General features: G+C 65.7%; 19 protein-coding genes. 9 read left to right on the forward strand and 10 right to left on the reverse strand.

Translation table 11 applies throughout. The features are described 5' to 3' along the window. Positions 1–7 precede the first annotated feature (7 nt). The 10 genes from carB to NMB43_RS14315 all read right to left on the reverse strand — a co-directional run bounded on the left by carB (position 8) and on the right by NMB43_RS14315 (position 14,328). Positions 8–3,220, reverse strand: coding sequence for a carbamoyl-phosphate synthase large subunit (gene carB, locus NMB43_RS14270; protein ID WP_494348828.1), 3,213 nt, complete (start codon positions 3,218–3,220; stop codon positions 8–10). 76 nt (positions 3,221–3,296) lie between these two features. Then, a complete protein-coding gene (carA, locus tag NMB43_RS14275) occupies positions 3,297–4,457 on the reverse strand; it encodes a glutamine-hydrolyzing carbamoyl-phosphate synthase small subunit (protein ID WP_494348829.1) in 1,161 nt (386 codons plus the stop codon). Positions 4,458–4,714: 257 nt separating this feature from the next. Then, on the reverse strand, positions 4,715–7,288 hold the full coding sequence (locus tag NMB43_RS14280; RefSeq protein WP_494348830.1) for a response regulator: 2,574 nt from the start codon (positions 7,286–7,288) through the stop codon (positions 4,715–4,717). Positions 7,289–7,526: 238 nt separating this feature from the next. Beyond that, positions 7,527–8,291, reverse strand: coding sequence for a phosphate ABC transporter ATP-binding protein PstB (gene pstB, locus NMB43_RS14285; protein ID WP_494348831.1), 765 nt, complete (start codon positions 8,289–8,291; stop codon positions 7,527–7,529). Positions 8,292–8,346: 55 nt separating this feature from the next. Then, positions 8,347–9,183, reverse strand: a complete 837-nt coding sequence (pstA, locus tag NMB43_RS14290) for a phosphate ABC transporter permease PstA (RefSeq protein WP_494348832.1) — start codon at positions 9,181–9,183, stop codon at positions 8,347–8,349. Positions 9,184–9,199: 16 nt separating this feature from the next. Next, positions 9,200–10,153, reverse strand: coding sequence for a phosphate ABC transporter permease PstC (gene pstC / locus NMB43_RS14295; RefSeq protein WP_494348833.1), 954 nt, complete (start codon positions 10,151–10,153; stop codon positions 9,200–9,202). An 87-nt stretch (positions 10,154–10,240) separates the two neighbouring features. Next, positions 10,241–11,278 carry a phosphate ABC transporter substrate-binding protein PstS gene (gene pstS, locus NMB43_RS14300; protein ID WP_494348834.1) on the reverse strand — a complete coding sequence of 346 codons (1,038 nt, stop codon included), beginning with the start codon at positions 11,276–11,278 and terminating at the stop codon, positions 10,241–10,243. 139 nt (positions 11,279–11,417) lie between these two features. Then, a complete protein-coding gene (gene fliE / locus NMB43_RS14305) occupies positions 11,418–11,735 on the reverse strand; it encodes a flagellar hook-basal body complex protein FliE (protein ID WP_494348835.1) in 318 nt (105 codons plus the stop codon). 47 nt (positions 11,736–11,782) lie between these two features. Continuing rightward, positions 11,783–13,159, reverse strand: coding sequence for a sigma-54-dependent transcriptional regulator (locus NMB43_RS14310; protein ID WP_494348836.1), 1,377 nt, complete (start codon positions 13,157–13,159; stop codon positions 11,783–11,785). Further along, a complete protein-coding gene (locus NMB43_RS14315; RefSeq protein ID WP_494348837.1) occupies positions 13,156–14,328 on the reverse strand; it encodes a sensor histidine kinase in 1,173 nt (390 codons plus the stop codon). Before NMB43_RS14315 ends, NMB43_RS14310 begins: the two co-directional genes overlap by 4 nt. A gap of 190 nt (positions 14,329–14,518) precedes the next feature. Here NMB43_RS14315 and fliF point away from each other — a divergent pair, with 190 nt between their 5' ends. The 9 genes from fliF to fliN all read left to right on the forward strand — a co-directional run bounded on the left by fliF (position 14,519) and on the right by fliN (position 23,365). After that, positions 14,519–16,219, forward strand: a complete 1,701-nt coding sequence (fliF, locus tag NMB43_RS14320) for a flagellar basal-body MS-ring/collar protein FliF (RefSeq protein ID WP_494348838.1) — start codon at positions 14,519–14,521, stop codon at positions 16,217–16,219. Next, the gene (gene fliG, locus NMB43_RS14325; RefSeq protein WP_494348839.1) at positions 16,203–17,210 is read left to right on the forward strand and encodes a flagellar motor switch protein FliG; all 1,008 of its coding nucleotides are present in this window, start codon (positions 16,203–16,205) and stop codon (positions 17,208–17,210) included. Before fliF ends, fliG begins: the two co-directional genes overlap by 17 nt. A gap of 12 nt (positions 17,211–17,222) precedes the next feature. Beyond that, the gene (locus NMB43_RS14330; RefSeq protein ID WP_494348840.1) at positions 17,223–17,900 is read left to right on the forward strand and encodes a flagellar assembly protein FliH; all 678 of its coding nucleotides are present in this window, start codon (positions 17,223–17,225) and stop codon (positions 17,898–17,900) included. A gap of 11 nt (positions 17,901–17,911) precedes the next feature. Next, a complete protein-coding gene (gene fliI / locus NMB43_RS14335) occupies positions 17,912–19,318 on the forward strand; it encodes a flagellar protein export ATPase FliI (protein WP_494348841.1) in 1,407 nt (468 codons plus the stop codon). Positions 19,319–19,434: 116 nt separating this feature from the next. Beyond that, entirely contained in the window at positions 19,435–19,893 is a 459-nt protein-coding gene (fliJ, locus tag NMB43_RS14340) for a flagellar export protein FliJ (protein ID WP_494348842.1), read from the forward strand. A gap of 67 nt (positions 19,894–19,960) precedes the next feature. Continuing rightward, positions 19,961–21,211 (forward strand): flagellar hook-length control protein FliK, encoded by a 1,251-nt coding sequence (locus tag NMB43_RS14345; RefSeq protein WP_494348843.1) that lies wholly within the window; start codon positions 19,961–19,963, stop codon positions 21,209–21,211. Between the two features lie 101 nt (positions 21,212–21,312). Beyond that, positions 21,313–21,897: a flagellar basal body-associated FliL family protein gene (locus NMB43_RS14350; protein ID WP_494348844.1), complete on the forward strand. Its 585-nt coding sequence runs from the start codon at positions 21,313–21,315 to the stop codon at positions 21,895–21,897. 27 nt (positions 21,898–21,924) lie between these two features. Beyond that, positions 21,925–22,947 carry a flagellar motor switch protein FliM gene (fliM, locus tag NMB43_RS14355; RefSeq protein ID WP_494348845.1) on the forward strand — a complete coding sequence of 341 codons (1,023 nt, stop codon included), beginning with the start codon at positions 21,925–21,927 and terminating at the stop codon, positions 22,945–22,947. Continuing rightward, positions 22,940–23,365 carry a flagellar motor switch protein FliN gene (gene fliN, locus NMB43_RS14360; protein WP_494348846.1) on the forward strand — a complete coding sequence of 142 codons (426 nt, stop codon included), beginning with the start codon at positions 22,940–22,942 and terminating at the stop codon, positions 23,363–23,365. The genes fliM and fliN overlap by 8 nt, the downstream gene beginning before the upstream one ends. The last annotated feature ends 43 nt before the right edge of the window (positions 23,366–23,408 follow it).

The raw sequence follows: 23,408 nt of genomic DNA on the forward strand, positions 1-23,408 counted from the left end.
TCTTGTTTCAGTTCGTCAGTTCGGCATGCAGGCTCTGTACGGAGTAGACCTCCAGCCCGGCCAGGTGGCGCATGCCCATGCAGGCTGCGCGCGCACCTTCGATGGTGGTGAACACCGGCACCTTGGCGGCCAGCGCACTGGTGCGGATGGAGCGCGAATCCAGAATGGCCTGGCGCTTCTCTTCCACCGTATTGATGACCAACACGATCTCGTTGTTCTTGATCATGTCGACGATGTGCGGGCGACCTTCCATGACCTTGTTCACCGGCGTCACGGCCGTCAGGCCCGCTTCATGCAGATGGCCTGCAGTACCCTTGGTGGCCACGACCTTGAAACCCAGGTCCAGCAACTCGCGCGCCACTTCGACCGACTTCGGACGATCAGACTGCTTGACGCTGATGAAGGCCGTACCGGTCGAGGGCAGACGAGTGCCCGCAGCGAGCTGGCTCTTCACGAAAGCCTCTGCAAACGTGCGGCCCACACCCATGACTTCACCAGTCGACTTCATCTCCGGCCCGAGGATGGTGTCCACGCCGGGGAACTTGTTGAACGGGAAGACGGCTTCCTTCACCGAGTAGTACGGCGGCACGATCTCGTGCGTCACGCCCTGTGAAGCCAGGCTCTGGCCAGCCATACAGCGCGCGGCGATCTTGGCCAGCGGCAGCGAACAGGCCTTGGACACGAAGGGCACGGTACGCGAGGCGCGCGGATTCACTTCGAGGACATACACCGTCTCGCCCTGGATCGCGAACTGCACGTTCATGAGACCCACGACGTTCAGTGCCTTGGCCATCAGCTCGGTCTGGCGACGCAGCTCGTCCTGCAGCGCGGCGGACAGCGTGTAGGGCGGCAGCGAGCAAGCGGAGTCTCCCGAGTGCACGCCGGCCTGTTCGATGTGCTGCATGATGCCGCCGATGATGACCTGCTGGCCGTCGGACAGCGCATCGACGTCGACCTCGGTGGCGTCATTCAGGAAGCGGTCGAGCAGCACCGGGCTGTCGTTGCTGACCTTGACGGCCTCGCGCATGTAGCGCTCCAGGTCCTTCTGCTCGTGCACGATTTCCATCGCGCGACCACCCAGCACATAGCTGGGGCGCACCACCAGCGGATAGCCGATCTCGTCGGCCGACTGGATCGCCGCTTCCGGCGTACGCGCGGTGCGGTTGGGCGGTTGCTTGAGGCCGAGGTCGTGCAGCAGCTTTTGGAAGCGCTCGCGGTCTTCGGCAGCATCGATCATGTCCGGCGAGGTGCCGATGATGGGCACGCCATTGGCCTCCAGGTCACGCGCCAGCTTCAGCGGCGTCTGACCGCCGAACTGCACGATCACGCCGACCGGTTTCTCGATGGCGACGATCTCCAGTACGTCTTCCAGCGTCAGTGGCTCGAAGTACAGGCGATCAGAGGTGTCGTAGTCGGTCGACACGGTCTCCGGGTTGCAGTTGACCATGATGGTTTCATAGCCGTCCTCGCGCAGCGCGAGCGCGGCATGCACGCAGCAATAGTCGAACTCGATCCCCTGACCGATACGGTTCGGGCCACCGCCCAGCACCATGATCTTCTTCTTGCTCGTCGGCAGTGACTCGCACTCCTCCTCATAGGTGGAGTACATGTAGGCCGTATTCGAAGCGAATTCGGCCGCACAGGTGTCGACACGCTTATAGACCGGACGCACGCCCAGGGCATGGCGCTTGGCACGTACGTCCTTCTCGGTCGACTTGAGCAGCTTGGCCAGGCGACGATCCGAGAAGCCCTTGCGCTTGAGCGTGCGCAGCTCGTCGGCGTCGATGGAGTCAAGCGCGCGGTCGTCCAGCTCCATCTCCTTGTCGACGATGTCCTTGATCTGCGCGAGGAACCAGGGGTCGATCTTGGTGAGGTTGTGCACTTCTTCCAGCGTGAAGCCGTTCTCGAAGGCATCGCCCACGTACCAGATGCGCTCGGGGCCGGGCTCGCCCAGCTCCTTCTCCAGCGTCTCGCGGTCGGTGGTCTTCTGATTCAGGCCGTCGACGCCGACCTCCAGGCCACGCAGAGCCTTCTGGAAGGATTCCTGGAAGGTGCGGCCCATGGCCATCACCTCGCCCACCGACTTCATCTGCGTAGTCAGCCGGTTGTTGGCCTGCGGGAACTTCTCGAAGGCAAAACGCGGCACCTTGGTGACGATGTAGTCGATCGAGGGCTCGAAGGAGGCCGGCGTGGCCCCACCCGTGATGTCGTTCTTCAGTTCGTCCAGCGTGAAACCGACGGCCAGCTTGGCCGCCACCTTGGCGATCGGGAAGCCGGTCGCTTTGGAGGCCAGCGCCGAAGAGCGCGACACACGCGGGTTCATCTCGATGACGATCAGGCGGCCATCCTTGGGATTGACCGCGAACTGCACGTTCGAACCACCGGTATCCACCCCGATCTCGCGCAGCACCGCCACCGAGGCGTTACGCATGATCTGGTATTCCTTGTCGGTCAGCGTCTGTGCCGGCGCGATGGTGATCGAGTCGCCGGTATGCACGCCCATCGGGTCGAGGTTTTCGATCGAGCAGACGATGATGCAGTTGTCATGCTTGTCACGGACCACCTCCATCTCGAACTCCTTCCAGCCGAGCAGCGATTCTTCGATCAGCAGCTCCTTGGTCGGCGAGAGGTCGAGACCGCGCGTGCAGATCTCGTTGAACTCTTCGATGTTGTAGGCAATACCGCCACCCGTGCCGCCCATCGTGAAGCTGGGGCGGATGATTGCGGGGAAGCCCACCTTGGCCTGCACGGCCAGCGCCTCTTCCAGCGTATGGGCGATGCCGGAACGCGCCGATTCGAGGCCGATGCGCGTCATCGCTTCCTTGAACTTCTGGCGATCCTCGGCCTTGTCGATGGCATCTGGCGTCGCGCCGATCAGCTCGACCTTGTACTTGTTCAGCACCCCGTTGCGCCACAGGTCCAGCGCGCAGTTCAGCGCAGTCTGGCCGCCCATGGTCGGCAGCACCGCGTCGGGGCGCTCCTTCTCGATGATGCGCTCGACCACCTGCCAGGTAATGGGCTCGATGTAGGTCACATCGGCCATGTTGGGGTCGGTCATGATCGTGGCCGGGTTCGAATTGACCAAGATGACCCGGTAGCCTTCGTCGCGCAGGGCCTTGCAGGCCTGGGCGCCGGAATAGTCGAACTCGCAGGCCTGACCAATGATGATCGGGCCGGCGCCGATGATGAGGATGGATTGGATGTCTGTCCGCTTGGGCATATCAACACCTGGATTGCATTGCGTGTTGGAACGCGGCCCGCTGGCCGCGCCCGGAATTCGGCTTACTTACCGGCTCTTACTGCTTGGCCGCCGTCATCATCTGGATGAAACGGTCGAACAGGTAAGCCACGTCGTGCGGGCCGGGGCTCGCCTCGGGGTGGCCCTGGAAGCACAGTGCAGGACGATCCGTCCACACCAGGCCCTGAAGGCTGCCGTCGAACAGCGAGACGTGGCTAATCCGCACATTGGCCGGCAGCGTGGTGGCGTCCACCGCGAAGCCGTGGTTCTGGCTGGTGATCAGCACGCGGCCGGAATCGAGATCCTTGACCGGGTGGTTGGCACCATGATGGCCGAACTTCATCTTCAGCGTCTTGGCCCCCGCGGCCAAGCCCATGATCTGGTGGCCCAGGCAGATGCCAAAGGTGGGCAGTTTGCGGTCAAGAAACTCGCGCGCGGCCGCGATGGCGTAATCACAGGGCTCCGGATCGCCGGGTCCGTTGGACAGGAAGACACCGTCCGGATTGAGAGCCAGCACTTCGGCCGCGCTGGTCTGCGCCGGCACCACGGTCAGCTTGCAACCGCGCTCGGCCAGCATGTGCAGGATGTTGCGCTTGACGCCGAAGTCGTAGGCCACGACGTGGAAGCGCGCCTGCGCCTGCTCGACGTAGCCCTTGCCCAGCTGCCATTCGCCCGAGGTCCAGGGATAGGCCTTGTCGGTCGTCACGACCTTGGCCAGGTCCATGCCGGCCAGGCCAGGGAAGCCGCGCGCCTCGGCGACGGCGGCCTCGGCATCCAGTTCGGCGGCGCTCGCAGCGGTCATCAGGCAGCCGGCCTGGGCGCCCTTCTCACGCAGGATGCGGGTCAGCTTGCGGGTGTCGATGCCGGCGATGCCGACCGCTCCCTCGGCCTTCATGTACGAATCGAGATCCTGCTCGGCGCGGAAATTGGACACGCGCAACGGCAGGTCGCGGATGATCAGGCCGGCGGCGTAGACCTTGCCGGCCTCGCAGTCTTCCTTGTTCGCCCCCACGTTGCCGATGTGAGGGTGCGTCAGCGTCACGATCTGGCGCGTATAGGACGGGTCGGTCAGGATTTCCTGGTAGCCGGTGATGGCGGTGTTGAACACCACCTCACCCACCGTCTTGCCGATGATGCCGAAGCCCTGGCCGCGGAACACGGTGCCATCGGCAAGAGCGAGCAGGGCGTGAAGGGTGGCGGGGGTCGTGCTGTCGGTCACGTTGCAATCACTCCAAATAGACTTGGCGTCGGAACCCACCGATGCTTCCGGCAGGCCCCGCGAAGAGGATTTACGCCCGCGGAACGGCCCAAACTCGGCCCGCTGACGTAAAAAACGGGATTCGCCCTCTCGGACGTATCCCGCTGTCGATAAATTTTGTCGATTATAGCCGGCCAGCCCCCTGCTCGGCAATCTCGGTGTCACATACACGCGGCGAAATACCGGGTCACGACCTCGTCCGGACTCACCGCAGGAGCTCAGGCATCGACCGTCTTGCGCTGCGTCCGCAGGTAGTCGCCCAGGCGGTTGAGCTCCACCACCAGCGCCGGCACGGCCTGAATGGCTGCCTCCACCTCGCCACGGCGTCCGGCCATTTCAACCTTGAGCGCCGCATCCGCCGCATGGGAGGCCCCAAACACGCCGACCGAGGACTTGACCGAGTGCGCGACGGCCCCCAGCGTCTTGGCATCCCCCTTGGACGCTGCACCCTGCAACTGGGCACAGGTCTTGGCCAAGTCCCCGAGGTAGATGCCGATCAGGGTCTGCAACGCCGACTCGTCGCCTTCCAGCAGGGAGCGCGTCTGCGACAGGTCGGCAATGGTGATGCTGGCCTCGCTGTCGAACTCGTCGCAGAACACCGTGCTGCTACCGTCGAAATCCGTGGCCTCGAAGCGTCGCACCACGCGGTCGATGGCCGAGAACAGCTCGGCCGGCTGGATCGGCTTGGACACGTAGTCGTCCATGCCCGCCTCCAGGCAACGTTCGCGGTCGCCCTGCATGACGTGGGCCGTCATCGCGATGATGGGCGTGGCCTCCCAGCGGCCGGACATGGCCCAACTCCGGCGCGCTTCGCGTGCGCGGATGGCCTTGGTGGCGTCCAGCCCGCCCAGCACGGGCATCTGAACGTCCATGAGGATGACGTCGAAACGCTTCTTCTCGAACCACTCGATGGCTTCCTGACCGTCGCCCGCCACCGTGACGCGGTAACCATTGCGCTCCAGCACCTTGGTCGCCACCGTCTGGTTGACCGGATTGTCCTCGACCAGCAACACCTCGCGCGGCTGGCTATCCTGCTTGGCTTCGGCCAAGGCCTCGTCGATCTTGAACTCGCCGAGGTCGGTTACCGGGTCGCTGACCGGCGCCAGCGCCAGGCGGATCGCGTCCAGCAGGTCGCCGGTGGAAGCAGGTTTGACCAGATGCGCGCGCACCCCGAGCTGACGACAACGCGCCGCGTCGTTGCGCTGCGACTCGGTGGTCAGCATCATGATCATGCGGTCGCAGGGCGCGCCTTCGCCGTGGAAGCGCGCCGGCAGGCCGAAGCCGCCCGGCTCGGGCATGCGCGCATCGACCAGCATCAGGTCGAAGGCCTCACCCGATTTGTGCGCGTTGCGCAGGAGGGCGTTGACCTCCTCGCCGCTGGTCGCCTGAGCCGCCAGGAAACCCCAGCGCCCCAGGGTGGCCGCGATCTCGGCCGCGGTGCGCGGGTTGCTCTCCGCCACCAGTACTCGCATGCCGGTGAAACGCGGGTCGATGTGCTCGGTCTTGACCACCTCGCGCACCACGTCGACCTCGGCAGTGAAATGGAAGGTGCTGCCCTGCGCAGCCTGGCTCTCCACCCAGATGCGGCCGTGCATCAGTTCGACCAGGCGACGACAGATCGCCAGCCCCAGCCCAGTGCCGCCGTAGCGCCGGGTGGTGGAGGTGTCGGCCTGGGAGAACGCGCCGAAGATCTCGTCCTGCTTGTCAACCGGGATGCCGATGCCGGTGTCGCGCACCGAGAACTGCATGCGTGCCCGATGCCCCTCGCGCGACAGCATCTGGGCACGGATCTCGATCTCGCCGCGCTCGGTGAACTTGATGGCGTTGCCGAGCAGGTTCATCAGCACCTGGCGCAGGCGGTTGGGGTCGCCGCGCAACACCTGCGGCGTACCGGGCGCCAAGCTGAACAGCAGTTCCAGACCCTTCTGGTGGCCACGCAGGGCGAGCGCCTTGAAGGTGTCGCCCAGCACGGCCGGCAAAGAGAACTCAATGTTCTCCAGCTCCAGCTTGCCGGCCTCGATCTTGGAGAAGTCCAGGATGTCGTTGATGATCGACAGTAGCGACTCAGCCGAGGTTTTGACGGTCTGCAGATAGCCGCGCTGCTCGGGATCGAGCTGGGTATCGAGCGCCAGTTCGGTCATCCCGATGATGCCGTTCATGGGGGTGCGGATTTCATGGCTCATGTTGGCCAGGAAGTCGCTCTTGGCGCGGCTGGCCGACTCGGCCACCTCCTTGGCGCGCAGGAGTTCCATCTCCCAGCCCTTGCGCTCGGTCACATCACGATGCGAACCGACGATACGCAACGGCCGGCCATCGGCGCCGCGGGCCACCACGCGGCCGCGGCTGGCGATCCAGCGCCAGGCGCCCTTGCCGTCCTGCAGGCGGTACTCGGCAACGAAAATCTCGGTCGCGCCCCTGAGATGCTGTTCCAGGCGCTGCAGCACGGTTGGCGCATCGTCCGGGTGAAGGCGGCGCTGCCACACCTCGCGGCCCGCGCCTTGCGGCCCCTGGTCCAGGCCCAGGGCGCGCAGCCAGGTTTCGCTGAGGTAGTCCTCGCCGCTCTCGAAATTCCAGTCCCACAGGCCGTCCTGGGCATTGTCCAGCACCAGGTTCATGCGTTCCAGAGCGAGCTGTTGCTGTTCGAGCAGGGCCAGCGCGCGACGCGCCAGCTCACCGGAATCGGAGAGATCGCGAAACTGCTCAGCCAGTGCCGGCAAGGCCGACACCCTTGCCAGCAGTTCGCGCGGGAACATGTCCTCGGGGGAGGGAGAGGCCTCGGGAGATGCTTTCATCGGTGCGTCGTCGTGTGCATCACTGCGTATACGGTCCGGCCGGGCCGGACTGAAGCGCCCCTGCGGGCAGCTTGCCGGCCGCAAACGGGCCCGCCATGACGGGATGCTAACGTCGACACACCGGCCGGCAAAGAGGCAGCCGACCGGGGTAGGGGAAAACAGGCCTCCCGGCGGGAAGGAGCCAGCTGGGGGCCCGGCCAGGGAGGCGCGGCGCGGGCGGAACACCGCCCCGCCGGGATCAGCCGAAACGGCCGGTGATGTAGTCTTCGGTCGCCTTGCGCTGCGGCTTGACGAAGATGGTGTCGGTTTCGCCGAACTCGATCAGCTCGCCCAGATACATGTAGGCGGTGTAGTCCGAGATGCGGGCGGCCTGTTGCATGTTGTGGGTCACGATGACGATGGTGAACTCATCCTTCAGCTCGTCGATCAGCTCCTCGATGCGCATGGTCGAGATCGGGTCCAGCGCCGAGGTCGGCTCGTCGAGCAGCAAGACCTTGGGCTTGACCGCCACGCCGCGCGCGATGCACAGGCGCTGTTGCTGGCCACCGGACAGGCCGGTGCCGCTCTGATGCAGCTTGTCCTTCACTTCATCCCACAGCGCGGCCTTGCGCAGGGCCCACTCGACGCGCTCGTCCATTTCGGCGCGCGACAGCTTCTCGTGCAGGCGCACGCCGAAGGCGATGTTGTCGTAGATCGACATCGGGAACGGGGTCGGCTTCTGGAACACCATGCCCACCTTGGCCCGCAGCACCGAGACGTCGATTTCCTTGCCCAGCAGGTTCTTGCCTTCCAGCAGCAGTTCGCCCTCGGCGCGCTGTTCGGGGTACAGGTCGAACATGCGGTTGATGGTGCGCAGCAGGGTCGACTTGCCGCAGCCGGACGGGCCGATGAAGGCAGTCACCTTGCTCTTGTAGATGGACAGGTTGATGTCCTTCAGAGCACGGTACTTGCCGTAGAAGAAGTTGAAGTTCTTGAATTCGATCTGGGAAACCAGCGCACTCATGTTTTCTCTCTCTGCCTGTGCAGCGACGGGGGCCACGTTCAGTACGTCATTCATGTCAGACCTTCTGGCGGAAGAAGACGCGAGCCACGATGTTCAGTGCCAGCACCCCGAAGGTGATGATCAGCACGCCAGCCCAGGCAATCTTCTGCCACTCGTCGAAGGGGCTCATGGCGAAACGGAAGATGGTCACCGGCAGGTTGGCCATCGGTTCGTTGAGGTTCAGGGTCCAGAACTGATTGGACAGTGCGGTGAACAGCAGCGGCGCCGTCTCGCCGGCGATGCGGGCGACCGCCAGCAACACCCCCGTCACGACCCCGGCCTTGGCCGCGCGCAGGGACACGCTCAGGATCATGACCCGCTTCGAGGCCCCCAGCGCGAACGCAGCCTCGCGCAATGAGTTGGGCACCAGTTGCAGCATGTTCTCGGTGGTGCGCACCACCACCGGCACCACGATCAGGGCCAGCGCGATGATGCCGGACCACGCCGAGTAGTTGCCGGTACGCGCCACCACCACGGTCCATACGAACAAACCGATCACGATGGAGGGGGCCGACAGCAGCAGGTCATTGACGTAGCGCGTGGTCGAGCCCAACCAGGAATTCTTGCCGTACTCGGCCAGATAGATGCCGGCCAGGATGCCCAGCGGCGTGCCGATCAAGGTGGCCAGCGCCACCATGATGCCGCTCCCCGCCAGGGCGTTGAGCAAGCCCCCATCGGCGGCGCCCGGCGGCGGCGTCATCTTGGTGAAGATGTCCATGCTGAGACCACCCAACCCCAGGCTCAGTACGGTCACCAGAATCCAGGCCAGCCAGAACAGGCCAAAGCCCATGGCCGCCATCGACAGGGCCAGCGCGAACTTGTTGATGAGCTTGCGACGTGCGAGCAATTCCATTTCGTCCTTCCCTCGCTCAGCTCTTGGCGCCCTCGCCGCGCGCCAGGCGGGCCAGGAACAGTTTGGAAATCATCAGCACGATCAGGGTGATGACGAAAAGCAGCAGCCCCAACTCCATCAGCGCGGCGGAGTGCAGCCCCTGGCCCGCTTCGGCGAACTCATTGGCGAGCGCCGAGGTGATGCTGTTGCCCGGCATGAACAACGAGGCCGAGTTGAGGAAATTGGTGTTGCCGATCACGAAGGTGACCGCCATGGTCTCGCCCAGCGCGCGGCCCAAGCCCAGCATGATGCCGCCAACCACGCCCGCCTTGGAGTGCGGCAGGACGACGTTCCACACCACCTCCCAGGTGGTACAGCCCAGGCCGTAGGCGGACTCCTTGACCATCGCCGGCGTCACTTCGAACACATCACGCATCACCGAAGCGATGAAGGGGATGATCATGATGGCCAGGATGATGCCGGCCGACAGCAGGCCGATGCCCAGTGCGGGGCCGGAAAACAGGGCGCCGACGAGAGGGACCTGCCCCAGCGTGGCCGCCAGCAGGGGCTGGACATGCTGGGCGAACAGCGGGGCAAAGACCAGCAGGCCCCACATGCCATAAACGATGCTCGGGATGGCCGCCAACAGCTCGATGGCCGTTCCCAGCGGGCGGCGCAGCCACACAGGCGCCAACTCGGTCAGGAACAAGGCGATGCCGAAACTCACCGGCACCGCGATCACCAGCGCGATGATCGAGGTGACCAGGGTGCCATAGACCGGAATGACGGCACCGTAACGGTCAGCCGGCGGATTCCATTCGGCGCTCAGCAGGAAACCGATGTGCGAATGCGTAATGGACGGCCAGGCGGCGTAGATCAGCGCCAGCACGATGCCTACCATCGTGACCAGCACGAACAGGGCCACCGAGCGCGTGAGCCAGGTAAAAGCCAGATCCCCCAGGTCGCGCTTGGGCCGGTGCAGGAGTTCCATCGGTTCTTGTTCTTCCGTAGACATGACATCCGGGGCCACGAGGGCCCCGGATGCGGTCCCGGCAGACGCTGCTGAGACCTTCATGGCTTATTTTGCCGTAAAGACGGGCTTGCCGGAGGCATCCTTGATGTTGCTCCAGGACGACTGGATCAGCTTGACCGTTTCATCGGGCAGCGCCACGAAGTCCAGATCGGCCGCCAGCTTGTCGCCGTTGGCGTAAGCCCACTGGAAGAACTTCAGCACTTCGGCGCCCTGGGCCGGCTTGTCCTGGTTGGCGTGCATCACGATCCAGGTGGCGGCGGTGATCGGCCAGGCATCCTTGCCGGGCTGCTCGGTCAGGATTTCGTAGAAACCCTTGCTCCAGTCAGCCTTGGCGGCAGCGGCGGCGAAGGTCAGATCATCCGGCGCCGGGAACTGCTTGTCCTTGTTCTGCACCAGGGCGTGCGCCAGCTTGTTCTTCTTGGCATACACGTATTCGACGTAGCCGATGGAGCCCGGCAGACGCTGCACGAAAGCGGCCACGCCTTCATTGCCCTTGCCACCCAGGCCGACCGGCCATTGCGGCGCGGTACCCTCGCCCACCTTGGTCTTCCATTCCGGCGAGACCTTCGACAGGTAATTGGTGAACACGAAGGACGTGCCCGAGCCGTCAGCACGACGCACCACGCCGATGTCGGAGGCCGGCAGATTCAGGCCGGGGTTCAGGTCGGCGATGGCCTTGTCGTTCCACTTGGTGATCTTGCCCAGGTAGATGTCTGCCAGCACGGCGCCAGTCAGCTTCAGTTGGCCGGGTTGCACGCCGGGGATGTTGACCACGGGCACCACGCCACCGATCACGGTCGGGAACTGGACCAGACCATCCTTGGCCTGTTGTTCCGGGGTCAGGGGCGCATCGGAGGCGCCGAAATCCACGGTCTTGGCGGCGATCTGCTTGAGGCCGGCGCCCGAACCGATGGATTGATAGTTGATCTTGTTGCCGGTCGCCTTGTTGTAGGCGTCAGCCCAAGCCGAGTAGATCGCAGCAGGGAACGAAGCACCGGCACCGGTGATTTCGGCCGCGCCGGCAGCGAACGACAGGCTGGCAGCCATCGCGGCAACCAGGGAAGACAGGGCGAACTTGCGCATGAGATGTTCCTTCGGGTTACGGAAACAGGAGTGCGCAGAGTATTGCCGAAACATTACAGCGATATTTCAGGGTTCATGAAACGTTGGCAGCAAAACAAAGGCCGCCCTGGGGCGGCCTTGGCGGCGCGGTCTGAAACACTCAGACCTGCATGTTCATGATGTCCTGGTAGGCGGTGACCAGGCGGTTGCGCACCTGGACCATCTGCTGGAACGAGAGGTTGGCCTTCTGCAGGTTGACCATCACATCTTGCAGGTTCACGTCGGTATTGCCGGTGGAAAACTCCTGCGCCATGGCCTGGGCGTTCTGTTGCGCCTGGCTGACATCTTTCAGCGCATTGGCCAGCGCCTGCGAGAAATCAGCTCCGTTGGCGTCGGTGGTCGCGTTCGTCTTGCTGGACGCAACTTCTGCCGTCGAGCGCAATTGACCGATCAGTTGTTCGATGCCACGGGTGTCCATGTGTGCCTGCCAGATGAATTCAGTGAAGGTAAAAGCAGGTTACGTGCCTATAGATCGGTATAGCCCTCTTCCCGGTACTGCTGCAACTTATATCTGAGGGTCCGCTCGGAGATGCCCAGCTTCTCGACGGCCTTCTTGCGTGAGCCCCCCACCGACTTCAAGGTCTCGATGATGTGCTGACGCTCCAGGTCCTTCATGTTCTGCGGGCGCTCAGCCGATTGATTTTCAAGCATTTCCTGTGCCGCAGCCGGCTGCGACGGCAGACCGGCCGTGGCGTCCGGCGGGCTCAGATCCACCCCGCCATTGGGCAGGCACAGGCGCACGTCATCGGCCGTCACGGTGTCACCCGAGGCGACGATCAGCGCGCGCTGAACGGTGTTCTCCAGCTCGCGCACATTGCCGGGCCAGCGCCAGGCGGCAAGAATTGCCGCGGCATCGGCGGCAATTCTTGCCGTTTTGCCGATCCGCTCGCCGTGGCGGCTGATGAAGTGGCGCGCCAGGGGCAGCACGTCGCCGGGCCGTTCGCGCAGGCTGGGGATGGCCAGCGGGAAGACGTTGAGGCGGTAGTACAGGTCTTCGCGGAAGCGCCCAGCCTGTACCTCGCGCATCATGTCGCGGTTGCTGGTGGCCAGCACGCGGATGTCCAGCGCCACCGGCTTCTTGCCGCCCACGCGCTCCACTTCGCGCTCCTGCAGCACACGCAGCATCTTGGCCTGCAACCCCAAGGGCATCTCGGAGATTTCATCAAGCAGGATGGTGCCGCCCTGGGCCTGCTCGAACTTGCCGGCCTGCGAGGTCTGGGCGCCGGTGAAGCTGCCCTTCTCGTAGCCGAACAGGGTCGCTTCCAGCAGGTTCTCGGGGATCGCGGCGCAGTTGATGGCCACGAAGGCGCCCCCTTTGCGGCGCGAATGCTGGTGGATGTAGCGCGCAAACACTTCCTTGCCAGTGCCGGACTCGCCGGTCAGCATGATGGTGGCGTCGGTTTCGGCGACCTTGGCGGCCAGTGCCAGCACGTTCCTGGTCTTCGGGTCCTCGGCCACCATGTCGTCCTGCGTCGGTGCGACGGCGGCATAACGACGCACCACTTCCAGCAGGACCGGCGGCTCGAAGGGCTTCATCAGGAAGTCGCAGGCACCGCCGCGCATCGCCGCCACCGCTTTGTCGACATCGCCGAAGGCGGTCATCAGCACCACCGGCAGTTGCGGCTGGCGGATGCGGATCTGGCCCAGCAGCTCCAGGCCATCCATCGGGTCCATGCGCAGGTCGGTCATCACCAGGTTGAAGCCGGCGCCCAGGCGCTCCAGCGCCTCCGGGCCGCTTGCGGCGAGTGTGACCTTGTGACCGGCCGACTTGAGGATCAGCTCGATGGCGTCGCGCAGGCCGGCATCGTCATCGACGACAAGAATGCTGAGTGAATCAATCATTGAGAGGCTCCCTGTGCGCTGCCTGAATTGGCTAAAGGCAGCACGAATCTGAATTCTGTATCACCGGGCACCGAGCGCAATGCGATCTCGCCGCCATGCGCGCGCGCCACGCCACGGGCGATGGCCAGCCCGAGGCCAGTGCCGTCTGCGCGCGTGGTGAAGAAGGGTTCGAACAGGCGGTCCTGCAGTTCGGGCGGGATGCCGCGTCCGTTGTCCTGTACGCGGAAGCAGGCCTGCGTGCCCTCGACGCCAGCACTCAGTTGCACCGCCCCGCCCCGCCCCACGGCCTGCAGCGCGTTCTCCAGCAGATTGGTCAGCGCGCTGGCGATCTCCTTGCGGTTGCCAAACAGGGTCTGCGCGCCGGCTTCGCAGCCGAAACCGAAGCCCACGCCGGCACGTGCGGCGACGGGTTCGATGATGTGTGCCAGCTCGGCCACCAGCTCGCAGATGCCGAAGGACTCACGGCCAATGGCTTCGCCGCGCGCGAAGATCAGCATGTCCTGGATCAGTTTTTCGAGGTGGCGCAGGCGCTCCACCGCCTTGTTCGCCACGCTGCTGCGCTCATCCGCCGCCAGCGTGGCGTTGGACAGGTGGCCTGTATACAAGAGGGCCGCCGCCAGCGGGGTGCGCAACTGGTGCGCCAGGCCGGCCACCATCTCGCCCATGGCGGCCAGGCGCTCATTGCGCGTGGAGGCCACGCGCATGCGCCAGGCTTCCGACACGTCGTGCAGCAGCACGATGCGCCCGCCGGACTGCTCCAGCCCGGTCTGGTTGATCGACACCCGGCGCGTCTCCAGCGGATCGGCCGGCAGCGGCAGCAAGGCCCATTCGCCGGGCGTGTCGGTCACCTCGAACAAGGTGGCGGCCGCCGGCTGCCAGGCCTGGCCGGTGAGGTCGCGCCCCAGCATGGCCTGCGCGGCGCTGTTCATCTGCTCCACCGCGCCCGCCTTGTCGAGTACCACCACGCCGGCCGGCAGCGCGGCCAGCAGCAGGTCCAGGCGCTCGGTCAGGCTCACCACCTGGCCCTGCAGACTGTTGTAGGCCTGGGTCAGCTCGTCGGAGGCACGCGCAAAGGCCTGGAAAGCCTCGGCCAGGCTGGCGGCGTCCAGCGGCAAGGCGGCCGGCGAAGCGGGTGAGGCGGCAGGTGCGGAGGTGGACGGTGCGTTCATGGTCGTGGCGCAGCCCCATGAGGGGCGATGTCCGGCAGCTTAGCCCGCCTCGCTTGCCGGGCTGATCGGGATTAACCGGCAAAACTTGCCGCTTATTGAGCGCTTGTGCTTGCCGCCCGCCGCGCAGAATGCGCCCATCACAACTGGGCCTGCTGCGCCGCCACTGGCCGGCACCCATGGGGAACGAGACATGGCAACAGAGAACGTCGCCACCGCACCGGCACCTTCGCCCCTGCAGGTGATCGCCGACAACTTCAACAACATGAGCCCGCGCCAGAAGATGGCCGGGGCCGTGGTGCTCGCCCTGTCGGTGGCCATCCTGATGGGGGTATGGCTGTGGAGCCGCCAGCCGGAGTACTCGGTGCTGTTCTCCAATATCGCGGAGAAGGACGGCGGCGCCATCCTCACCGTGCTGCAGCAGCAGAACGTGCCCTACAAGGTGGAAAACGGCGGCGGCACCATCCTCGTGCCGGCCTCGCGTGCCAACGAGCTGCGCCTGACGCTGGCCTCGCAAGGCCTGCCCAAGGGCGGGCTGGTAGGTTTCGAGCTGATGGAGACGCAGAAGATCGGCCTCTCCCAGTTCCATGAGCAGATCAACTATCAGCGCGCGCTGGAAGGCGAGCTGGCCCGCACCATCCAGTCGCTGGCGGCGGTGAGCGGTGCCCGCGTGCACCTGGCGATCCCGAAGCAGAGCGCCTTCCTGCGTGAAGAGCAGAAGCCGACCGCCTCGGTGGTGGTGGCGCTGCAGCCGGGGCGCCGCCTGGAGCCCGCCCAGGTGGCCGGCATCGTGCACCTGGTCTCCTCCAGCGTGCCGCAACTGCCGGCCAACCAGGTCAGCGTGATCGACCAGAACGGCAACCTGCTGACCACCGCGCGCGACCCGCGCAACCCCGGCCTGGATGCCAGCCAGCTCACCTACGTGGAAAACGTGGAGCACAGCTACATCCGGCGCATCGAGACGATCCTCGAACCGGTACTGGGTCCGGGCAACTTCCGCGCCCAGGTGACGGCCGACGTCGACTTCGACGCCACCGAGCAGACCTCGGAGACCTACAAGCCGAACCCGCAGCCCAATACCGCGATCCGCTCCGAGCAGACCAACGAGGCGCGCACCAATCAACCGCCGGCCACCGGCGTGCCCGGTGCGCTGTCGAACCAGCCGCCGGTGCCAGCCACCGCACCGATCACCTCGCCCAACGTGCCCGGCGCTTCGGCCAGCGAGCCGGCCGCGCTCAACAGCAACCGCAGCGCGACCATCAACTACGAGCTGGACAAGACGGTGCAGCACGTCAAGCGCTCGCTGGGCCAGGTCAAGCGCCTGTCGGTCGCGGTCGTGGTCAATTACAAGGCGGAGAAGGATGCGCGCGGCACCGCCAAGCCCGTCGCCCTGAGCGAAGAGGAAATGAAGCGCGTCGACGCACTGGTGCGCGAAGCCGTGGGCTTCAGCCAGCAGCGCGGCGACACCCTGAACCTGGCCAATACCGCGTTTGCCGAGGCGCTGGTCGAGCCGGTCGCCGCCCTGCCGGTGTGGAAGGACCCCGAGATGCTGGCCATGGCCAAGGAGGCCGCGCGCTGGCTGGTCCTGCTGCTGGTGCTGCTGCTGGTGTGGCGCGGTGTGGTGCGCCCGCTGATGGGGGCGGTGCTGCCGCCCAAGGTGGAAGCGGAGGAAGAGGAAGAACCGATGCTCACCCCGGCCGAACAGCTCGAAGAGGCCAAGGAAGGCGGCATGGAAGACATTCCGCCGGAGGTGCTGGAGGCCGAGCTGGCGAAGATGAGCTTCGAGAAGAAGGTGGCGCGTGCCCGCGAGATCGCGCTGAAGGATCCGAAGCTGGTCGCCCAGATGATGAAGGAATGGCTGTCAGGAGAAAGCAAGAGTGGCGAAGGACGCTAACGAAGGACTGGAGAACTGCGCCCTGCTCCTGCTCACGCTGGGGCCGGACGCTGCTGCCGAGGTGCTCAAGAACATGTCGCCGCGCGAGGTGCAGAAACTCGGCGGCGCGATGGCCAAGCTGCCACCACAGGCCCGCGACCGCGTCGAAGGCCTGCTCGACAAGCTGCAGATGCAGGCCGCGCGAGGCTCACACATCGAGCCCGACGAAGAGACCATCCGCATCATGCTGACCAAAGCGCTGGGCGACGAACGCGCGGCCAACCTGATCTCGCGCGTGCTGCAGGGCTCGGACACCGCGGGCATCGAGTCGCTCAAGTGGATGGATGCCGCCACCGCGGCCGACCTGATCAAGAACGAACACCCGCAGATCATCGCCACCATCCTGGTCCACCTGGAGTACGACCACGCCGGCGAAATCCTCAAGCACTTCCCCGAGCGCCAGCGCAACGACGTGCTGCTGCGCATCGCCACCCTGGACGGGGTGCAGCCCACCGCGCTGAAGGAACTCAACGAGGCCCTGACCCGCGTGCTCTCCGGCTCCGGCCAGACGCTCAAGAAGACCGCCATGGGCGGCACCCGGCATGCCGCCGACATCCTCAACTTCGTCGGCAGCGCGGCCGAGACGGCGATTCTCGACAATGTGCGCGAGTACGACCCGGACCTCGCCCAGCGCATCCTCGACGAGATGTTCGTGTTCGACAACCTGCTCGATGTGGACGACCGCGGCATCCAGGTCGTGCTGCGCGAAGTACAGAGCGACCAGTTGGTGATCGCGCTCAAGGGCGCCAACCCGGACATGCGCGAGAAGATCTTCAAGAACATGTCCAGCCGCGCCGCCGAGATGCTGCGCGAAGACCTGGAGTCGCGCGGCCCGGTGCGCCTGTCCGAAGTGGAGGCGGCGCAGAAGGAAATCCTCAAGGTCGCCCGTCGCTTGTCGGAGGAAGGGCAGATCCAGCTCGGCGGCAAGGGCGGCGACGACGCCTTCGTATAGGTCGCATAAAAAATGGCCAGCCCCGTCATCATTCCCAGCAACCAGGCCTCCGGCGCCTTCCGCCGCGCCGAGTTCGCCAGCTTTGACAAACCAGCCGCTCCCAACCCGGCCCCGGCACCAACCACCCCAGCCGAACCCGAGGCCGAAGCCCCGTTCGAGATCGCCCCGGGCGTGCCCCTGCCGACCGCTGAAGACGTGGAGCGCATCCAGCAGGAGGCCTGGAAGGAAGGCTATGCCGCTGGCTACGAGGAAGGCAGCGCGCGCGGCCGCATGGAGGCGGCCGAGCTGTTCCAGGTGCTGCAGGCGCTGGACGAATCGCTCAAGCAGCTTGATCAGGAAGTGGCCGAGGAACTGCAGGCCCTGGCACTGGAAGTGGCGCGCCAGGTCGTGCGCGACACGCTGGAAATCAAGCCTGAGGCCGTGCTCAACGTGATCCGCGAGGCGCTCAACCAGTTGCCGCAACAGGCCGCGACGATCCGCATCAACCCGCAGGATGGCGCGCTGGTACGCACCTACCTGGGCGAGCAGTACCACGGCGTGGGCCACCGCCTGGTCGAGGACGAGGACATCGCGCGCGGCGGCTGCATTGTGGATGCGGCCGGCAGCCAGGTGGACGCGCAGATCACCACGCGCTGGCGCCGCGTGGTGGAGAGCCTGTCGGCCAGCGCCTCGCGCTATGAAGCGGATTGAGGTGAGCCGCGATGGCCAATGAACACTTCGGCGGCATCTGGCGTGGCTACCTCAAGGACTGCCGCAAGATCGCCCGCGCCACCCCGCCCTACCAGCTCTCCGGCCGGCTCACCCGCATCAATGGCCTGGTCATGGAAGCGGCCGGCCTCAAGCTGCCGCTCGGCTCGGGCTGCCGCGTGATGGTGCCCGGCGGCGGCACGGTGGAGGCCGAAGTGGTGGGCTTCTCCGGCGAGAAGCTGTTCATGATGCCGACCGACGACGTGTTCGGCCTTGCCCCCGGCGCCCAGGTCATTCCCAACGAACCCGCGCAGCCCACGCCCAACACCGGCGAGCGGGTGGAACCGCGCCGCCGCGCGTCCGACCGCGCCAAGCACCTGCCGGTGGGCGAAGGTCTGCTGGGCCGCATCGTCGATGGCGCCGGCCGCCCGCTAGACGGACTCGGCCCGCTGGACAGCACGCAGACGCGCTCGCTGCAGAGCCGCCCGGTCAACCCGCTGCAGCGCGCCCCGATCAGCCAGAGCCTGGATGTGGGCATCCGCGCCATCAACGGCCTGCTGACCATCGGCCGTGGCCAGCGCATGGGCCTGTTCGCCGGCTCCGGCGTGGGCAAGTCGGTGCTGATCGGCATGATGGCGCGCTACACCGCGGCCGAAGTCATCGTGGTCGGGCTGATCGGCGAACGCGGCCGCGAAGTGAAGGAATTCATCGAGCACAACCTGGGCAAGGAAGGCCTGGCGCGCTCGGTCGTGGTCGCGGCGCCGGCCGACACCAGCCCGCTGATGCGCCTGCAGGGCGCGGCCTATGCCACCACCATCGCCGAGCATTTCCGTGACCAGGGCAAACAGGTGCTGCTGATCATGGATTCGCTGACACGCTACGCCATGGCGCAGCGCGAGATCGCGCTGGCCATCGGCGAACCGCCGGTCACCCGCGGCTACCCGCCCTCGGTATTCGCCCGCCTGCCGGCGCTGGTGGAACGCGCCGGCAACGGGCCGGAAGGCGGCGGCTCGATCACCGCCTTCTACACCGTGCTGGCCGAAGGCGACGACCAGCAGGACCCGATCGCCGACTCGGCGCGCGCCATCCTCGATGGCCACATCGTGCTGACGCGCGCGTTGGCCGACCAGGGTCACTACCCGGCCATCGACATCGAGCAGTCGATCTCGCGCGCCATGCACAACCTGGTCCGCCCCGCGCACCTCGACGCGCTGCGCCGCTTCAAGCAGTTGTTCTCGCGCTACCAGCGCTCGCGCGACCTGATCTCGGTCGGCGCCTACCAGCCGGGCTCGGACCCGCTGCTGGACGAGGCGGTGCGCATGTATCCGGCCTTGGAGAGTTTTCTGCAGCAGAAGATCACCGAGCAGTCCGACTACGACAGCAGCCTGTTGGCGCTGAACGGCCTGTTCCCATCGCCCTGATGAAGCGACCGGCGATTTGCAAACTTTGCTTGCAGGCGCCGACTTCGCGTAGACCCCAGATGAGTCCGCACACATGATCGGATAAGCTGGATCAGCCCTGAGAAGCCCGCCCCAAGATGAGCAAGCAGACCCCCCTCCAGATGCTGCAGGAAATGGCCCACACCCGGGTCGACGAGGCCACGCGCAAGCTGGCCGCGCTGATGTCCAGCGAGCATGCCTGCGAGGTCAAGCTGCAGATGCTGGTGGACTACCGCACGGAGTACTGCACGCGCTACAAGCAGGCCGTCAGCGAAGGCATTGGGCTGGACGCGCTGCGCAACTACACCAGCTTCATCGGCAAGCTGGACCAGGCCATCTCGCAGCAGGAACAAGTGGTCGCCCAGTCCCGCCGCATGACCCAGCACGGCCAGCAGCAATGGGTCCATGAGCGCAACCGCATGAAAGCCTTCGACACCTTGTCGGCGCGCCAGCAGGCGCAGCAGGCGGCCAAGGACGCACGCCAGGAACAACGCCAGAGCGACGAGCACGCGGCCAAGAGCCATCGCCGGCAACAGGACGCCGAAGCCGAGGAATAGACCGGCTCCTGCCCCTGGCACGCGCCTTGCTGAAACCCACCCGACACCCGTTTCCGCAGGACGCATCATGGCCGACATCACCCTTACCGCCGTCTCCCCGGTTTCCCCCTCGCCGCAGAAGTCCGGCCAGGAAAATCCGCGCACCGAATCGACGCCGGACCAGCCCAGCTTCGCCAGCGTCCTCAAGGACCGCAGCGCCGCCCAGCAGTACGGCAAGAACACCGGCATGCGCACCGAGGGCACGCGCGACAAGGCTGCCGCCAAGCAGTCGGACAAGCCGGAAACCCAGGCTGCGCAAGACTCTTCAGCCAACACCGCGGGCGCCGAAGAAGCCGCCGCAGCCGCCACGAACGCCCCCTCGCTGGAAGCCTTGCTCGCGTCCTTGCTGGGCAGCAAACAAGCCGACGGGAAGGACCCGCAGGACGCCCAGGCCAGCACCGAGCTCGCCGCCGAAGACGAAGCCGGCGCCACCCCGTTGCTCGATCCTGCCGCCACCAATTCGCTCGCCAGCCTGCCCATCGTGAGCTCCGGCGCGGCGATGCCTGCCGCCCACACGGCAAGCCTTGCCGGCCAGGGTGAAGCGCTTGCCGCCGGCAAGCCGAGCCTGCTGGCCGGCGAACAAGGCCAGGCCGGTGAACCGGCGGCCGACGCCGCCACCCTCGGCGCGAAGCCCGAGACAGGCCAAGCCGCTCCGAACGCCGCCGCGCTGGCCGCGGCGGGCGCGCAGGAAGCCAGCCTGCAGGATGCCAGCGCACTCAAGGAAGCCAGCTTCGGCGATGCCCTGGCGGCCGCCCGCAGTGCCGGCCAGTTTGCCGCGCAGCAGGCTGCCGCCCAGGCGCACGAGACCCACGATGCCGCCGCCGTGCCGCAGCAGGTGGTGCGCACCCCGGTGGGCAGTGCCGGCTGGGCCGACGAAGTGGGCCAGCGTATCGGTTGGGTGGCCAGCCGCGACTCGGGCCGCGCCGAACTGGTCCTGACCCCGCCCAGCATGGGCCGCGTCGAAGTCTCGATCAACATGAACGGCGACCAGGCCAGCGCCAGCTTCGTGGCAGCCAACCCGATCGCCCGCGAAGCCCTGCAGGACGCCCTGCCCCGCCTGCGTGAAATGCTCTCACAGGCCGGCATCCAACTGACCCAGGCCGATGTGGGCGCGGGCCAGCAGGGCCAGGCGCAATCTGGGCAGCAGGGACACGCGGCGCGCCACGGTCATGCTGCGGCAAATGGTCTGAACGGTACGACGGAGGCTGAAGCCGGCGTCCAGACGGGCTCGCTGGGCCGCATCCAGAGCGGGCGCGGCATGGTCGATATCTTCGCCTGAGGGCCGATCCCTTCATAAAAGGGTGTCTGCGTCCGTTAATCCAGTCTTCGGCGCCGTGCAGGCGCGCGACAATCGGACACTGACACACTAGGAACGTATTCATGGCAACCAGCAAGGAAGCACCCAAGAAAGCAGAAGAAGCGGAAGCAGCACCCCCGCCCAAGAAGGGCAAGAAGCTGCTGATCATCATCGTGCTGGCGGTGGTGTTGGCGCTGGGTGGCGGCCTGCTCGTGGGCAAGCTGATGTTCGGCGGCAAGAAGGCGGCCGAGGGCGACGCCGCGGCCGCCGAGGAGCAGCACGAAGAGAAGGCCGCTGCCGTGCAGTACAAGTACGACCCGAAGAAGCCACCGGTCTACGTGGCCCTGGATGCCTTCACGGTCAACCTCGATGGCGGCCAGTTCCTGCAGGTGGTGGCCTCGCTACAGGTGGCCGACGAAAAAGTGGCCGAGACGATCAAGCAGTACATGCCGCAACTACGGCACGAGTATCTGTCCATCATGTCGTCCAAGAAGCCGGCCGATGTGATGACGCAAGATGGCCGCCTGGACCTGGCGGAGGAGATGCAGGAGGTCGGCAACGAGATCCTCGGATACGAGCCGCCGGCCAAGAAACGCAGGAAGAACGCCGAGCCCGACATGAGCGGGCCAATCATCGGCGTCTACTTCACGCAGTTCATCGTGCAGTAACGAGGCACAGGAAGCGACAAGCACGCCATGGCCCAGGACTTTCTCTCCCAGGAAGAGGTTGATGCCCTACTGAAGGGTGTCACCGGAGAGGTCGACGAACCCGATGCTGGGGGCGACGACGGCTCGGGCATACGCTCGTACGACCTGGCCACGCAAGAGCGCATCGTGCGTGGGCGCATGCCCACGCTGGAGCTGATCCACGAACGTTTCGCGCGCTACCTGCGCATCGGCCTGTTCAACTACATGCACCGCAACTCGGAGGTTTCGGTCGGGCCGATCCGCGTGCAGAAGTACAGCGAGTTCGTGCGTAACCTGGTGGTGCCGACCAACCTGAACCTGGTGCTGGCCAAGCCGCTGCGCGGCACCGGCCTGATGGTGTTCGACCCGAACCTCGTGTTCCTGGTCGTCGACAACATGTTCGGTGGCGATGGCCGCTTCCACACGCGCGTGGAAGGCCGCGACTTCACGGCCACCGAGCAGCGCATCATCCAGGGCCTGCTGAAGGTGGTGTTCGCCGAGTACGAACGCGCCTGGGCGCCAGTGTTCACGCTGCAGTTCGAGTACATCCGCTCGGAAATGAACTCGCAGTTCGCCAACATCGCCACTCCCAGCGAAATCGTGATCGCCACGACCTTCACGCTGGAGTTCGGCGGCGCCCAGGCGGACATGCACATCTGCTTCCCCTACTCGATGGTCGAGCCGCTGCGCGACGTGCTGTACAGCTCGATGCAGTCGGACCACATCACGCAGGACAAGCGCTGGATCAGCCTCATGTCGCGCCAGGTGCACTCGGTCGACATCAAGCTGGTGGCCAAGCTGGCCAGCGCCACCGTGAGCTTGCGCGACGTGGCCAACTTCAAGGTGGGAGACATCATCCCGCTGGAGATCCCGGAGACGATCACCGCGCATGTCGACGGGGTGAACGTGCTGGAAGCGAAATACGGAATTCAGGGCGGGCGATATGCCCTGAAGGTTGAACGGATCATTCCGCCGGAAGACACCGAGATCAACCTCATCGCCACGAAACTCGGAGTGGATAATCATGGCTGAACAAGAAACCGAAGACGGCATCAGCGAGGACGACTGGGCCGCAGCGATGCAGGAACAGGCCGCCGTCGACGAGGCGATGGCTGCCGCTCCCGCCGCACAACCCGCAACCGGCCTGTTCCCCAGTTTTGAAGGCACGCCGACCGGCCCCTCGACCATGAACGACTTCGACCTGATCCTGGACATCCCGGTCCAGATCACGGTGGAACTCGGGCGCACCAAGATCTCGATCCGCAACCTGCTGCAACTCGCGCACGGCTCGGTGGTGGAACTCGACGCGCTGGCCGGCGAACCGATGGACGTGCTGGTCAACGGCACGCTGATCGCACAAGGCGAAGTGGTGGTGGTCAACGACAAGTTCGGCATCCGCCTGACCGACATCATCACGCCCTCGGAGCGCGTGCGGAAGCTCAGGACCTGATCTCGGGAGTGGGGAGTTGAAGCCGACTCCCTGCTCCCCACTC

The sequence above is a fragment of the Uliginosibacterium sangjuense genome (assembly GCF_059132465.1).